14 protein-coding genes and 1 tRNA gene are annotated in these 12,759 nt (G+C 68.6%); 6 read left to right on the top strand and 9 right to left on the bottom strand.

Annotated features, from left to right (window positions below; translation table 11 throughout):
- Positions 1–77: 77 nt before the first annotated feature.
- Positions 78–857 (bottom strand): isoprenyl transferase, encoded by a 780-nt coding sequence (locus SOM10_RS17205; RefSeq protein WP_056277965.1) that lies wholly within the window; start codon positions 855–857, stop codon positions 78–80.
- 96 nt (positions 858–953) lie between these two features.
- Here SOM10_RS17205 and trhA point away from each other — a divergent pair, with 96 nt between their 5' ends.
- On the top strand, positions 954–1,682 hold the full coding sequence (gene trhA / locus SOM10_RS17200) for a PAQR family membrane homeostasis protein TrhA (RefSeq protein ID WP_056277963.1): 729 nt from the start codon (positions 954–956) through the stop codon (positions 1,680–1,682).
- 16 nt (positions 1,683–1,698) lie between these two features.
- On the opposite strand, the gene SOM10_RS17195 is transcribed toward trhA, so the two are convergent.
- Positions 1,699–1,983 (bottom strand): hypothetical protein, encoded by a 285-nt coding sequence (locus SOM10_RS17195; protein ID WP_053095516.1) that lies wholly within the window; start codon positions 1,981–1,983, stop codon positions 1,699–1,701.
- A 69-nt stretch (positions 1,984–2,052) separates the two neighbouring features.
- Here SOM10_RS17195 and SOM10_RS17190 point away from each other — a divergent pair, with 69 nt between their 5' ends.
- Positions 2,053–2,439: a DUF4307 domain-containing protein gene (locus SOM10_RS17190; RefSeq protein ID WP_053095515.1), complete on the top strand. Its 387-nt coding sequence runs from the start codon at positions 2,053–2,055 to the stop codon at positions 2,437–2,439.
- A gap of 96 nt (positions 2,440–2,535) precedes the next feature.
- Complete coding sequence (gene greA, locus SOM10_RS17185; protein ID WP_053095514.1) at positions 2,536–3,024, top strand: transcription elongation factor GreA; 489 nt, start codon at positions 2,536–2,538, stop codon at positions 3,022–3,024.
- A 76-nt stretch (positions 3,025–3,100) separates the two neighbouring features.
- Here the strand turns inward: greA and ilvA are convergent, their stop codons facing one another.
- Positions 3,101–4,330 (bottom strand): threonine ammonia-lyase, encoded by a 1,230-nt coding sequence (gene ilvA, locus SOM10_RS17180; RefSeq protein WP_320491302.1) that lies wholly within the window; start codon positions 4,328–4,330, stop codon positions 3,101–3,103.
- Entirely contained in the window at positions 4,327–5,523 is a 1,197-nt protein-coding gene (locus SOM10_RS17175; protein WP_082297766.1) for an AI-2E family transporter, read from the bottom strand. Before SOM10_RS17175 ends, ilvA begins: the two co-directional genes overlap by 4 nt.
- 79 nt (positions 5,524–5,602) lie before the next feature.
- Between SOM10_RS17175 and SOM10_RS17170 the strand changes: the two genes are divergently transcribed.
- Together SOM10_RS17170 and SOM10_RS17165 are read left to right on the top strand one after the other, a co-directional pair.
- Positions 5,603–6,865 (top strand): winged helix-turn-helix domain-containing protein, encoded by a 1,263-nt coding sequence (locus tag SOM10_RS17170; protein WP_320491300.1) that lies wholly within the window; start codon positions 5,603–5,605, stop codon positions 6,863–6,865.
- A complete protein-coding gene (locus SOM10_RS17165; RefSeq protein ID WP_320491299.1) occupies positions 6,862–7,347 on the top strand; it encodes a hypothetical protein in 486 nt (161 codons plus the stop codon). The genes SOM10_RS17170 and SOM10_RS17165 overlap by 4 nt, the downstream gene beginning before the upstream one ends.
- Positions 7,348–7,437: 90 nt before the next feature.
- Here the strand turns inward: SOM10_RS17165 and SOM10_RS17160 are convergent, their stop codons facing one another.
- The 3 genes from SOM10_RS17160 to SOM10_RS17150 all read right to left on the bottom strand — a co-directional run bounded on the left by SOM10_RS17160 (position 7,438) and on the right by SOM10_RS17150 (position 10,649).
- Entirely contained in the window at positions 7,438–8,004 is a 567-nt protein-coding gene (locus tag SOM10_RS17160) for a LemA family protein (protein ID WP_042542063.1), read from the bottom strand.
- A gap of 87 nt (positions 8,005–8,091) precedes the next feature.
- Entirely contained in the window at positions 8,092–9,405 is a 1,314-nt protein-coding gene (locus SOM10_RS17155) for a D-arabinono-1,4-lactone oxidase (RefSeq protein ID WP_320491296.1), read from the bottom strand.
- Positions 9,402–10,649 (bottom strand): alanine racemase, encoded by a 1,248-nt coding sequence (locus SOM10_RS17150; protein ID WP_320491294.1) that lies wholly within the window; start codon positions 10,647–10,649, stop codon positions 9,402–9,404. Before SOM10_RS17150 ends, SOM10_RS17155 begins: the two co-directional genes overlap by 4 nt.
- Before the next feature lie 324 nt (positions 10,650–10,973).
- Here SOM10_RS17150 and SOM10_RS17145 point away from each other — a divergent pair.
- Positions 10,974–11,046, top strand: a tRNA-Leu gene (locus SOM10_RS17145).
- A gap of 11 nt (positions 11,047–11,057) precedes the next feature.
- On the opposite strand, the gene SOM10_RS17140 is transcribed toward SOM10_RS17145, so the two are convergent.
- Both SOM10_RS17140 and SOM10_RS17135 read right to left on the bottom strand, forming a co-directional pair.
- Positions 11,058–11,768, bottom strand: a complete 711-nt coding sequence (locus SOM10_RS17140; protein WP_320491292.1) for a DedA family protein — start codon at positions 11,766–11,768, stop codon at positions 11,058–11,060.
- Entirely contained in the window at positions 11,765–12,580 is an 816-nt protein-coding gene (locus SOM10_RS17135; RefSeq protein ID WP_320491290.1) for a cation-transporting ATPase, read from the bottom strand. The genes SOM10_RS17140 and SOM10_RS17135 overlap by 4 nt, the downstream gene beginning before the upstream one ends.
- Positions 12,581–12,759 lie beyond the last annotated feature (179 nt).

Raw genomic sequence — 12,759 nt, 5'->3', positions numbered from 1 at the left:
CCGCCGACATTTGACGAACTCGACACGCCACGAGTTCGTTACGTGTTGGTTAACGCGGGGTGGCGTCGTCGGCGAGGTCAGCGGCCGAAGCGCCGGTCGCGGTCGGCGAAGTCGCGGATCGCGCGGAGGAAGTCGACCTGTCGCAGGTCCGGCCCGAGCGCCTCCACGAAGTAGAACTCGCTGTGGGCGCTCTGCCAGAGCAGGAAGTCGCTCAGACGCTGCTCGCCGCTCGTGCGGATGACGAGATCGGGGTCCGGCTGGCCGCCGGTGTACAGATGCTCCCCGATCATCTCGGGGGTCAGATGAGCGGCGAGGTCCTCGATCGTGCCGCCGGACGCCTGATGCGCCGTGACGATGCTGCGCACCGCATCGACGATCTCGTTGCGTCCGCCGTAGCCGACCGCGAGGTTGACGTGGAGGCCGGTGTGGTCGCGCGTGCGCTCCTGTGCGTCGTCCAGCACCTTCGCGAGCTCCGCGGGAAGGATGTCGGAGCGTCCGACGTGCTTCACACGCCAATTGCCCTCGCGCGACAGTGCCTCTGCGAGCTCGGCGATGATCTCGATCAGATCGGCGAGCTCGGCGGAGTCGCGCTTTCGCAGGTTGTCGCTCGACAGGAGATACAGCGACACGACCCGAACCCCGAGTTCATCGCACCAGCCGAGGAACTCGCGCATCTTGGCGGCACCCGCCCTGTGTCCCTCCGCGGGAGTCTCGTAGCCGAGCTGCCTGGCCCAGCGCCGATTGCCGTCGATCATCATGGCGACGTGATGGGGAACGGTCTCCGGATCGAGATGGCGGCGCAGCCGGCTGGTGTAGAGGCGGTACAGCGGCCCCCGCCCCTGACCATCGCGTGTCATCACCTCCCTACGCTATCGTGTCGGCGTCGGCGGACCCAGGGCCGACGCTCAGGATATGTACGCTCGCCTGCATGGGCGCCCGCATAGAGTGAAGGCGTGAGCACTCCCGACTCCTCGGTACCTGACGTCCCCCAGCTGCCCCTCCTGGAGGAGGCGGCGCACGACGCCGCCGTCGAGATCAAGCCGACCTGGCGCGGCTGGATCCACGCGGCCACGTTCCCCGTCGCGATCGTCGCCGGGGTGGTGCTGATCACCGTCGCGCAGGGCGGCGCGGCCAAGTGGGCCGCCGCCGTGTTCATGGCCACCTCGCTGCTGCTCTTCGGCAACTCCGCTCTCTATCACCGGATCGACTGGAGCCCGAAGGTCAAGGTGATCCTCAAGCGGATCGACCACGCGAACATCCTGCTGCTGATCGCCGGCACCTATACGCCGCTCGCCGTGCTCGCGCTGCCCCCTCAGAAGGGCGCCCTGCTGCTCGTGTTCGTGTGGAGCGGGGCGCTTCTCGGCATCCTGTTCCGGGTGTTCTGGATCAATGCTCCGCGGTGGCTGTACGTCGCCCTCTACCTGCTTCTGGGCTGGGCTGCGGTGATGTACCTCGCCGACCTCTTCGTCGCGAACGCCACGATGATGGTGCTCGTCATCGTCGGAGGGCTCCTCTACACGGGCGGCGCGGTCGTCTACGCGATCAAGAAGCCCAACCCGTGGCCCGGCCATTTCGGGTTCCACGAGATCTTCCACGTATGCACGGTGCTCGCTTTCCTGTGCCACTGGATCGCGTGTCTGCTCATCGCCCTCGCACCGCTGTCCCCGTCACTCGGGGCCTGACCCGCCGAAGGCTCGGTCAGCGCTTCTCGGGGTCGTCGTCGCCCTCGCGCACGATCGGCAGGTCGGCATCCGTCTCGGTCGCCTCGTCAGCCGCCCGCGCGGCCTCTTCGGCGTCGAGCTCATCCCTGACCTCTTCGCGGTAGCGGACCCGACGGATGCGACGGTTCATGTCGAGGATCAGCAGGATCACCGCGATCAGGATGATCACGACGGCGGCGAAGCCGACGAATCCGGGCGTGACCAGCTCCGGTGCCACCGTCATCGTGGGCGTCGGCATCGGTGTCTCGGTCAGAGCGAGCATGGAGTCTGCCTTTCATGCGCAGGTCGCATAACCTGGAGTTACCAGCCTAACGACCGGAAGACCCACCCCGTGACGACCGCACAACAGCTCGACGACCGCTACGGTCGCACCCGCTCCCGCCGGGGGCCATGGATCGTCCTGATCGCCATCGCGGCACTTCTCGTCGGCGCGTTCGGCTGGATGATCGTCGCGGCGCAGATGAACGCGGTCGACTCGGACGATCTCGGCTTCGATCTGGTGGATGAGCACAGCGTCACCGTGCGCTTCCAGATCACCGGGGTGCAGGGCAAGGACGTGGCCTGCATCGTCGAGGCGCTGGACGAGGAGTTCGGGGTCGTCGGCTGGAAGGTCGTCGAGATCCCCGCCGGAGATGCCCATTCGCAGGCGCTCTCTGCCACGGTTCCCACCGTCTCGAGCGCCACGACAGGTTTGGTGAACAGCTGCTGGGTCGCTTAGACTCGAGCCAGACAGATGACGCCCTGGCACCGTGCCGGGGCGTCTTGGCATATCCCCCGCGGAACGTCGCCGGGTACCTAACGAAGGAGCTTCGTCATGTCTACTGACGCTCAGGTTCCCTTCCTCACGCAGGAAGCGTATGACCGGCTCGTCGCCGAGCTCGAGCACCTCTCCACCACCGGTCGCGAAGAGATCGCCAAGCGCATCGAAGCGGCACGCGAAGAGGGCGACCTCAAGGAGAACGGCGGGTACCACGCCGCCAAGGACGAGCAGGGCAAGCAGGAGGCGCGGATCCGCACCCTCGAGAACCTTCTCAAGACCGCCAAGGTCGGCGAGGCGCCCGCGAGCCGCGGCATCGTCGAGCCCGGCACGGTCGTGACCGCCGTGGTCGCCGGTGGCGAAGAGGTCTTCCTCCTCGGCAGCCGTGAGATCGCCGTGGGCAGCGACCTCGACGTGTACAGCGAGGCCAGCCCGCTCGGACAGGCGATCCTCGGACTCAAGGTCGGCGAGAAGTCCTCGTACGAGGCGCCGAACGGCCGCGCGATCTCGGTCGAGATCGTGAACGTCGAGACCTACACCGGCTGACGCGCTCCGATCACGCGCGCGTTCCGCGACGACAGAAGGCCCCGTCCGAATGGACGGGGCCTTCTGTCGTCGCGGGTCAGTCCGGAACGATCATCGGCTGGAAGCCGGCACGACGGAGGGTGTCGAGGGTGTGCTCGGAATGCTCGGTGCCCCGCGTCTCGACGCTGAGCTCGAGGAAGACCTCGCTGATCTGCAGCCCGTGCCCGTGACGGGTGTGCATCGCCTCGATCACGTTGGCGCCGGCCTCCGCGATCAGCTCGGACACCCGCGCCAGCTGACCGGGACGGTCGGGCAGCGGGATGCGGATCGTCAGGTACCGGCCGGATGCCGCCAGACCGTGAGAGACCACGCGCTGCAGCAGCAGCGGGTCGATGTTGCCACCGGAGACCACGGCCATGGTCTTGCCGCTGGCCTTCACCTTGCCGGCGAGGATCGCGGCGACTCCGACGGCACCCGCCGGCTCCGCGATCACCTTGGACTGCTCGAGCAGCACGAGGATGGCGCGTGCGAGGTCGTCGTCCGTCACCGTGACGACCTCGTCGACGAGGTCCTTGATGATCTCGAACGGGACGGCGCCGGGGCGCGCGACCAGGATGCCGTCGGCGATCGTGGGCTTCGTCTCGATGTCGACCGGGTATCCCGCTTCGAGCGAGGGAAGCATCGCCGCGGCGTTCTCGGCCTGGACGCCGATGATGCGGACGGTGCGGCCCATCTCGGCGGCCTTCGCCTTCACCGCGGCGGCGACACCGGCGATCAGGCCTCCCCCGCCGATCCCCAGCACGATCGTGTCGACGTCCGGAGCATCCTCGAGCAGCTCGAGTCCTAGCGTGCCCTGGCCGATGACGACATCGCGGTGGTCGAACGGATGGATGATCACCGCTCCCGTGCGCTCGGCGAACTCGGCGGCGAGCCGCAGCGACGTCGCGACCGTCTCTCCCTCGAGCACGACCTCGGCGCCGTAGCTCCTGGTCGCCAGCAGCTTGGGCACCGGGATGCCGATCGGCACGAAGATGGTCGCCGGGATTCCGAGGGTCTGCGCCGCGAGGGCGACGCCCTGCGCGTGATTGCCGGCGGAGGCCGCGACCACGCCGCGCGCGCGCTCTTCGGCACTCAGCTGGGAGAGGCGATATGCGGATCCCCGGATCTTGAATGACCCCGTTCGCTGCAGGTTCTCCATCTTGAGCACGACCGGCGCTCCGAGGACATCCGACAGAGCGCGCGAAGGCAACGTCGGCGTCCGCGTGATCACCTCAGCCAGACTCTGAGCTGCCTTCTCGAACTCGTCCAGGCTGGGGACTGCGCTCATCGATTCCTCCGTCTCCGCTCGCGCGGAACTGTGCTCCAGATTAGGTCTGCGTTCGGGACGTCGCCGGTCTTCCACGACCCCGTGCTGACGGTCACCGCTGCGACGTTGACGAACGCTGCGAGAGGCACCGCGAACAGCGCTCCGGGGATGCCGCCGACCATCGAGCCGCCGGCGACGACGAGCACGACCGCGAGCGGGTGCACCTTCACCGCGGAGCCCATCAGGATCGGCTGCAGGATGTGCCCCTCGAGCTGCTGCACGCCGAGCACGACGGCCAGCATCGCCAGAGCGATCCACGGCCCGTTGTAGACGAGGGCCAGCAGGACCGCGATCGCGCCGGTCACGACCGCACCGACGATCGGCACGAAGGATCCGAGGAAGACGAGCACGGCGACCGGTATCGCCAGCGGGACGCCGAGCAGAGCGGCACCCACGCCGATGCCGACCGCGTCGATCGCGGCCACCAGCAGCTGCGTGCGGGCGTAGTTGACGATCGTCGCGAAGCCGTTGCTCGCGGCCGCGTCGGCGGCCGGTCGCGCCGCGCGCGGGAACAGGCGCAGCGTCCAGCGCCAGATCCCCCGACCGTCGGCGAGCAGGCAGATCAGGATGAACAGTGAGAGGACCGCTCCGGTCACCACATGCGCGGCGGTCGTACCGACCGCGAGAGCCCCGTTGAGGAGCGTCTGCGTCTGCTCGTTGATGATGCCGAGGCCCTGATCGATGTAGTCCTGGATCTGCGTCTCACTCAGGTGCAGCGGTCCGTTGAGAAGGAACTGCCGGAATTCCTCGATCGCCTGGGAACTCCGCGCCTGCACGTCGGGCAGCTGGGCGCGGACCTGCCAGATGACGAGCCAGAGCAGCAGGGAGACGATCGCGAGCGTGCCGATGATCGACAGCGCCACTGCCAGCCAGCGCGGGAACCGGTGGCGCAGCATCCACTGGAATCCCGGCCACAGCAGAGCCGTGATGAGGATGCCGACCATGAGCGGGATCACGAGGAGCTTCAGCTCGATCACGAGCCAGATGAATCCGGCCACCACCGCTGCGATCAGCAGGATGCGCCAGGAATATGCGGCCGTGATGCGGAGTCCTCGCGGGACGGCTTCATCGGCCTCGGTGGTCACCGTGCGATCCGGCGAGACCGGGCGCGGACGGAAGAGGTCTCTCAGCCGTGGACGCAGCTCTTCGCTCATCGCCCAAGTCTACGGCGCGGGCGCCGCGCGTCCGGACGTACGAGGCCCGGATGTCGGCGCTCGGAGATACCCTGACGAGGTGACCGAGACCCTCAGCTCCGCCCAGGCCCGTCGCATCGCGCTGGCCGCGCAGGGTTTCTCCCGCGCACGCCCCGCATCGGTGTCGGCCCGGCACATCCACCGGGTGATGGATCGGCTGGGCGTGCTGCAGATCGACTCGGTCAACGTGTTCGCGAGGTCGCACTACATGCCGCTGTTCTCGCGTCTGGGAGCCTACGATCCGGCGCTGTTCGATCGGGTGTTCCACTCCCGGACCACCCACTACGTCGAGTACATGGCTCATGAGGCGACGTTCATCCCCATCGAGGATTGGCCGCTGTGGCGATTCCGGATGGATCACTTCCGCGCCCGATGGGCGGCGGTCGACTCGTGGATGAGCCTGAACACCAGGACGCTGCGCTGGGTGCAGGACGAGCTCCGGGCGCGGGGCCCACTGCGACCGGCGGATCTCCGAGAAGATGCGCCCCGCGAGCGCGGCACATGGTGGGACTGGGATGACGTCAAGCTCGCGCTCGAGCATCTGTGGCGCACCGGGGACGTCGCGATCAGCGGTCGGAAGGGTTTCGAGCGCAGCTACGCTCTCGCCGAGCAGGTGATCCCCGACGCCATCCTGTCGCGCCACGTGCCGCGGGACGATGCGATCCGCGAGCTCACACGTCGGGCGGCGCGCTCGTCGGGAGTCGCGACGCAGTCGGATCTCGCCGACTACCACCGCATCCGCGATCGCGCGGCGGTCTCGCAGTCGATCGCCGATCTGGTCGACACGGGCGAGCTGCTCCCGGTGTCGGTGCGGGGCTGGGACCGCGGTGGGCGCCCGCTCCCGAGCTGGCGACATCGGGATGCCGTGCTGCCGCGCCGCATCGACGCGTCAGCGCTGCTGACACCGTTCGATCCCGTCGTCTGGTTCCGCGACAGAGCGCTGCGCGCCTTCGAGCTCGACTACAGGATCGAGATCTACGTCCCCGCCGACAAGCGGCGATACGGCTACTACTCGCTGCCCGTGCTCGTCGGCGACCGGATCGTGGCCCGCGTCGATCTGAAGGCCGACCGCGCGACGTCGACGCTTCAGGTGCAGTCGGCCTGGTGGGAACCTCAGGCCAGGCCTGACGCCGACGCTGAGCGGATCGCCGCAGAGCTGGCGCTCGCAGCGGAATGGCAGGGCCTCGCGCATGTCTCGGTCTCGCGGTGGGGCACCGCGGCAGAGGCTCTTCACGCCGCACTCTCGGTTCGCCCGGACACGTCCGTGCGTCGCCATGTGCACGCGAGAGAGGTGCCCTCGTGAATCGCCGCAGGGCATGGGCGATCGGCGGCGTCGGTGCCGCTCTCGTCGTCGTGGTGGCGGCATCATGGCTGTGGCTGTCATCCGGCGATGTGTCCCCTGCTGCCGGTCCCCCGGCGACGAGCAGCGCACCGACGCCTGAGATCGATGTGCGCACGACCGCACAGCAGGCGCTGGACGACCACCTCGAGGAGTGCACGTCTGCGGAGGTCTCCGATGACGCCGTTCCCGACGGATGCGGGATCAGGATCCCCTGGGGCACCGAGTTCGCCTCGGTCGACGACGTCCGGTTCCGCATAGAGCAGCTGCCGGTCCTGGAGCTCACGGACGGTGGATTCGTCGCCGACGGGGGCGTCCTCGTCGCCACCGTGTCGGGCACAGGTCAGGACGGCAGTCCGAGGACCGAGACGTATCGCACGGACTCCTGGACGCTCCGCGGTGGCGTGACCGTCGAGGGTGACGTTGTGGAGCTCGACGTCTGGTGAGCGTCGCTCAGGCCCCGCGATCGACTCGCCACGGGCGGCCGGACATGCAGAAGGCCCGATGCGCTGGTGCGCATCGGGCCTTCTGACACATCAGAACTGCACGCGTGGCGGCTCGGAGATCGCGCCGCTGTCGGCGACCTCGAAGAACTCGCGCTCGGTGAATCCGAGTCCCTTGGCGAAGAGATTGTTGGGGAAGACCTTGATCTTGGTGTTCAGCTCGCGGACCCCGCCGTTGTAGAAGCGGCGCGCAGCCTGGATCTTGTCCTCGGTGTCGACGAGGGCCTGCTGCACCTGAAGGAAGTTCTGGCTCGCCTGCAGCTGCGGATAGGCCTCGGCGACCGCGAACAGGCTGCGGAGCGCCTGCTGCAGATGACCTTCGGCGATGCCCGCCTCGCCGGGGCTGCCGGCAGACAGCGTCTCCGCTCGCGCACGCGTGACGTTCTCGAACACCGCCTTCTCGTGCGAGGCGTAGCCCTTCACCGTCTCGATGAGGTTGGGTATCAGATCCGCTCTGCGCTTCAGCTGAACCGTGATGCCGCTCCAGGCCTCGTCGACGCGGACGTTGAGCTGCACCAGCGAGTTGTAGGTCGCCCAGAGGTAGATTCCGATGAGCAGAATCACACCGACGACGATCAGTACCGGCACGAGCCATTCCATCAGAGGCCCACCCTTCCTCGTGTTTGTCTCATCCTATCGGCGCAGCCTGCGCGTCGACTGGGTGTGCGACGGTCAGCTGCAGCCCCGTCATGCGCCGAGAACGCGATCCAGGTATCGGTTCGTGAATCGGCGATCCGGGTCGAGCCGGTCGCGCACGGCGGTGAAGTCGTCGAACCGCGGATAGCGCTCTCGCAGCTGCTCGGCGGTCAGCGTGTGCAGCTTGCCCCAGTGGGGGCGTCCGCCGTGCTCGAGCATGATCTGCTCCACGGCCTCGAAGTACACCGAAGGATCGGCGCGCCAGTAGCGGTGGACCGCGATGTACCCCGTGGCCCTGCCGTACGCCGTCGACAGCCACCTGTCGTCGCCCGCCGCGAAGCGCACCTCGATCGGGAATTCGATGCGCCATCCTCGTCGCTCGATGAGCTCGCGCACAGCGCGGAAGGCCGGCACGACGTTCTCGACGGGCAGCGCGTACTCCATCTCGCGGAACCGCACCGTGCGGCTCTGTGTCAGGACGCGGTGCGACAGCTCGGTGTAGCGCCGGTCGCCCGTGAGCTTCACCGCGAGCCTGTTGAACGGCGGAGTGATGATGGGTGCCACCTGCCCGGCGGCGCATACCGCCCGGTACACGCCGTTCGAGAGCAGGGTCTCATCGATCCAGCGCCCTACGACCGGGAGAGGCTGCCGCCGAGTCGACTCCGGCAGTCTGGTCTGTCTCTTGGTCAGCGCGATGTCCGTGTGCGGGAACCAGTAGAACTCGAAGTGGTCCGATTCCTCGACCCGACTGTGCAGGGTCTCGAGAACGTCGTCGAGAGGCGCTGGCTCGTCGACTGCCTCCATGAGGAGGTTCGGCACGCACTGCAGCGTGATGTCGACCAGGATCCCGAGCGCGCCGAGCCCCAGTGTGACCGCGGGCAGCAGATCGGTGTTCTGCCTCTCGTCCACTCTCAGGAACTCGCCGGCTGCGGTCACCATGGTCGCCGCGACGACCTGTGTGGCGAGTCCCCCGAACCCGGACCCGGTGCCATGCGTCCCTGTCGAGATCGCGCCGGAGATGGACTGACGGTCGATGTCGCCGAGGTTCTCCATGGCGAGACCGAACGGCGCAAGCAGTGAGGGGATGCGGTGCAGCCGGGTTCCCGCGAGCAGGGTCGCGCGGCCGGTGGACGCGTCGGCCGATACGAGTCCTTGCATGTCGTCGAGTTCCAGGAGCACCCCGGGGGCGACGGCGATGCCCGTGAAGCTGTGCCCCGCTCCGACCGCCTTCACGGTGAGCCCTTGCGTCACAGCCGCCCGAACGGCGCGCTGCACGCCTTCCGGCGTGCGCGGGCGCTCGACGCGGAGCGGCTTCACCTGCGCCGACCGCCCCCAGTTCTGCCAGGTTCCGCCGATCCGGGTCACAGGAACGCCTTCCCCTCGCCGCGATACGTGGGAAGCTCGTCGACGATCTCGTCGCCGGAGACGAGCTGGTAGCTGTCGATGCGCTCGGCAGGCTCGCCGCTCTTCGCGTGGCGGAACCAGACCCGATCGCCCACTCCGAGGTGCTGGGCCTCTCGCCCCTGCAGCGGTGTCTGCACCTCGCCCGCGGCCTCGCGCGACAGAGTGCGCAGTCCCTGCGGCCAGACGGGCGACGGCTGTCGCGACGTCACGGCGGGGCCCGAGGCGATCCATCCGCCACCGAGCACGGTCGCGATGTCGGCGGCCGGCCGCCGCACCACGTCGAACGCGAACGCGGACGCCGGTGCCGGGCGGAAGGATCGATACCCGTCGAAGAGGTGCCCTCCGAGCAGTCCGCTGCCGGCACTCGCCTCGGTCAGCGATTCGTCGCTGCCGGTGAACTCGAGGGAGCCGGTCCCTCCGCCGTTGAGGAACTCGAGAGGGGCGATCTCCGAGAGTGCGCCGACGATCGCGGCTCGTCGGTCTCGCAGCTCTGACCGGGAGCGCGCCTGCATCAGACGGATCACCGGCGCGTCCGGTCCCGCGTTGTCGCCCTGCCCGGCGATCTGGGCCTCGTACATCTGCAGGCCGACGAGCGTGAAGCCGGGGCGGCGGACGATCGTGCGAGCGAAGGCCGCCACCTCTCCCGGAGTGAACAGCGCGGACCTGCGGACGCCGATATGACCGAGCGCCGCCGATCGCAGTGAGGCGTCCGCGTCGATCGCGATACGGATGTCGGGGCGATGGCCGGCAGGCGCGACGCTGTCGACGATGTCGAGATGCGCCGGGTCGTCGACCATGAGCGTGATGCGCCGCGCCATCTCTTCGGATTCGAAGAGCTGCGCGAGTCCCGCGCGATCGACCGTCGGGTAGCCGATCACGATGTCGTCATGGGTCTCGGCGAGCCAGAGCCCTTCGGCGAGGGTGAACGCGAGAATCCCCCGGTAGCCGGGAAGCTGCAGCACCGCATCGAGCACCGAGCGCACGCGCACCGACTTCGAGGCGACGCGGATCGGCAGTCCGCCCGCACGGACCAGCAGATCCAGGGCGTTGTGCCGGAGCGCTTCTCTGTCGATCACCGCCACGGGAGCAGAGAGGTGGCCGGTCGCCGCAGACAGGCGCGGCCAGTACCGTGACGGGTCGTGCCACTCGGGGGAGACTGCGTTTCGTCCCTGATCGGGGCTCATATCGGCGATGAGGTCGAGCACTCCCCCACCCTATGTCCAGCGCGGACGCGGATTCATGCTTTCTGAGATCGAGTCGCAGCGCAGTCGTACGGCCACGTCCGGAATCCCGGTACTTTAGCCGCAATGCTCGTAATGAACATCCACGGTCGCCGTCTCTATCACTGAGGCCGTCATTCGTGGCGGCTCACCGGCCGTGCCCGGCCGGTTGCCGGGGGGTAGCGATGCTGTCTCAGCAGCATCACAGGGAGACGGGCGCTGGGACGCCCGTCTCCCTTCGCCCTGTCCGTGCGGGATGCGGCGCCGGAGCGGCCGATATACCCGTGTAATCTGAGCCAGTCACATGGAGCCCCCGTAGCCCAATGGCAGAGGCAGGCGACTTAAAATCGCTTCAGTCTGGGTTCGAGTCCCAGCGGGGGCACAGCGCGCTTCTCAGCCATCCGCGCGTCCATCTGCCGCGCCGCGGGTCTGTCCGTTCGCGGATGCCGACCCGCGCGCCTCACTGATTCGGCGCAGGACCAGCACACCGACGGCGATCGCCAGCGCTGAATACACGGCGTAGTCGAGATACCCGAGCAGGTGCTCGAGCTGCTCGTGCTGGGTTCCCAGCAGGGCACCCACCCCGATGAGCAGAGTGTTCCAGAGGCCGCTGCCCACGATGGTGTAGACGCTGAATCGCGCCAGGTTCATCCGCGTGGCACCCGCAGGGATCGAGATCAGGCTGCGGACTCCGGGGACCATCCGCCCCACGAGCACCGTCCACCCTCCGCTTCGCTGGAACCAGGCCACTCCCCGGTCCAGATCGCCGCGGCTGACCAGCTTGGTGGCCGCGAGAAGCCGCACGGCCCGCTCGATGCCGATGGCCGCCCCGAGCCAGTAGAGCAGGAGCGCTCCGATCCATGAGGCGAGGGTGCTCCACACGATCAGCCAGCCGAGCGTGAGGTCGCCGCTCTGACTCAGGTACCCGGCGAACGGCAGGATCACCTCGCTCGGAATGGGCGGGACGAGCACCTCGAGAAACACCAGCACGCCCACCCCGATGTCGCCGAGCTGGGTGAGGACGTCGGCGGCGAACCCGGTGAGGCCGGAGAATCCGTGATCCGACGGCGATGACTCGGCGGCCGCCATGATCGCGCCGCTCATCGGCCGAACAGATCGCCGATTCCGGGGATGCCGAGGTCGCCGAGCCGCTGACCCCATTCGCTCGCGGTGTCGCCGAGGCCCGAGACGGTCTCACCGGCCGATCCGAGAACACCCTCAGCGGCTCCCGCGAGCTCCTCGCCGCCGAGTCCGCTCGCGATCGCCTCGACGTCGACCCCCTGCGCGAGCGCGTCGAAGTCGACACCGAGCCCGGCCGCCTGCTCGAGAACGGGGGCGGCGACGGCGCTCCCGACGGCGCCGACCGCCACGATGCCCAACGCGCCCACGGCGGCGCCGCCGACGGCACCGGCAGCGCCGAACCCGCGCACCCGCGACAGGATGCCGCGCATGCGTCCGGGGTGCGCCGCCTCGGAGCGCCCGGCCGCGCGTGCGAGATCCTCCGGCGAGGACGAGGTCGGGCGTTCGCCGGGCGCGAGCTCCGTGTTCATGCGCTCCTGCACCTGCGCGCGCTGCGCCGGCGTCAGCCGCGCGAACGCCTCGCGATGGATCTGCTCGACGCGGTGCGGATCGGCGGTCTCGAGCAGGTAGTCGTATCGTGCGATCGCGGCCCGGTCGGCGTCCGACCCCGATCCGGCTGCACGGGAGGCGGAGGCGGCACCGGAAGGAGGCGGAGAGTACGGGTCACGCGACGTCCGGTGCACCGGCGAAGGAGAGTATCGATCATTCTCCGGGTGACGCCGTCCGGGCGCGGGAGGCGTCTGCCCCCGCGAGCCGTCGCGATCCGTGCGGGATCCGCTCTCGTCGAGATCGAGGGCGCGAGCGGCCATCCCGAGCAGTCGGTTGAGTTTTCCCATGGTGACGATTCCTTCGTGGTGTGGACGACCACGGGTCTCGACAGCGGTGCGGTGAGGGGTCCTTGGCCGTCCGCGGATACGGACGCCAGGTCTCCTCCACCCTCACGGGCCGGTGGGCCGGGACACGACCTCGTATCCGTAATGACGACACCACCGCAGACGGGAGTACTCCCCTTGCG

Source organism: Microbacterium sp. CFBP9023 (assembly GCF_034045055.1).
In the GTDB taxonomy this organism is placed as follows: Bacteria; Actinomycetota; Actinomycetes; order Actinomycetales; family Microbacteriaceae; genus Microbacterium.
This window is presented reverse-complemented; position numbering and strand designations above follow the sequence as displayed.